The organism is Ferrimonas pelagia (assembly GCF_039543565.1).
In the GTDB taxonomy this organism is placed as follows: domain Bacteria; phylum Pseudomonadota; class Gammaproteobacteria; order Enterobacterales; family Shewanellaceae; genus Ferrimonas; species Ferrimonas pelagia.
The window spans coordinates 1-1,446 of sequence record NZ_BAABJZ010000044.1 but is presented as its reverse complement, the minus strand read 5'-3'; the positions used below and the strand labels follow the sequence as shown (position 1 = coordinate 1,446).

The window sequence follows — 1,446 nt, the reverse complement described above, 5'->3', positions numbered from 1 at the left end:
GGGAGAAGCTATGGAGGGTATCGAGAGCTTGACTGAGAAGCATAAAAAATCCGAGTTCCTGAATGAGAACTCGGATTCTGACATCATCAAAAGATCGGTCAAACGATCCTTAAATGATCGGCATTACCGCTTCGGCGGTGCTTTTTTGTCGTTATCGACGCTAGAATTCACTGTTCTCATCCGAAACTTGGCTTCCCTTCCCCGCCCAGATCGTCCTTGACGACCACTGCGCGCAGCGCACTCTGGCTCCAACGCCATGACAAACCCCACTCACCGCGCTCCTGCGACATAAACACAGCGCTTTGCTATGCAAACGTTGATGAAGATCCAATTTGCTTCATTGCGGTTTCACATTCCTCGCTAGTCTTGGGCACGGCTGGATAGATTACCGGGCACAGGTGAATGACAGAGGCTGGTCGCTGTTTTCGTTCTTCGCGCTCGCAACAAACATGGAGATCGGCGTAAGGCCGTGTGCTAACCGCATCGGCAAAACACAGCGGTAAGAGCAACGCAAAGCGGCACCGCATTGCTGACTGTCATCGACTTATCGGGGGCAGCAAGCCGATGCAATGGTCCGCGATAAACACAGCAGAGCTCGCCAACGCTTTGCGACGGTCACGTCGAGTACGACCTGCCTTTCCGCCGCCTCGCCCACCTCGCCAACTGCTCCGTATCACGACAGCGCCCGTAGAGCCCGTGCTCATTGATCCGCAACGCTTGCTGTTGCCTCAGCGCCGAAGCTGAGCGGATCGACGCCGTCCATCACTGCAGGAGCTGCGCTCATGGCTCACAAAACGCATTGCAGACGTACTTTGCGGGTGTGGCCCATCAACGATTGGCTTCAACCGACAGCGACGCCTGCTGACGCCTGGTCTGCCATCGCTCTGCCTCGCGACAGCGAAAGCCTATTGACCCAAAAATGCCGGGATCTCAAGGTAAGACGCGCGCTCCTCACTGTACTTTCTGCCTGATCGGCCCCCACAGCTGCGAGGATTGGGCTTTAGCCATCGCTCTCCTTGGACACTGGGCCTCGCTAGCCGAGAAGATCGCCTTTATACGATGTCTGTTCGCCATAACAGAGCTTCGTGACCTTACCCGCGAGAGAAGGCGAAAATGCCAAAATGGCAGGAGCATTCTTCGGCCAGATCCCGCCTTGCCAAGGCCCCCCTTGCCGTTCGACGAGCGACTCCTCCCGACCGGGCCAGCAGTGGACTTTCACCACCAAGTCATCCGACCGCCACCATGCGAACCGGAACAGTGCCCGTCAAGGACAGCGTGCCATGCCAGGCACACGCAAAAAAAACGGCGCCCCGAAGGGCGTAATGCCAGTCAGTTAAGCTGACTGGCATTTTTCTTTCGTGGTCGCCGAACTGCGTATTTCTGGGGACGACGCTTCACAGCTCGAGGGTAATGGCGCTCTCGCCGGATTGGCAGTACAAAGGCCGC

General features: G+C 56.8%; 1 protein-coding gene. It reads left to right on the top strand.

What is annotated here, in order from left to right; translation table 11 throughout:
* A partial coding sequence (locus ABEA08_RS09540) for a hypothetical protein (RefSeq protein WP_345335067.1) occupies window positions 1-220 on the top strand: 220 nt, incomplete at its 5' end.
* Between the last annotated feature and the right edge of the window lie 1,226 nt (window positions 221-1,446).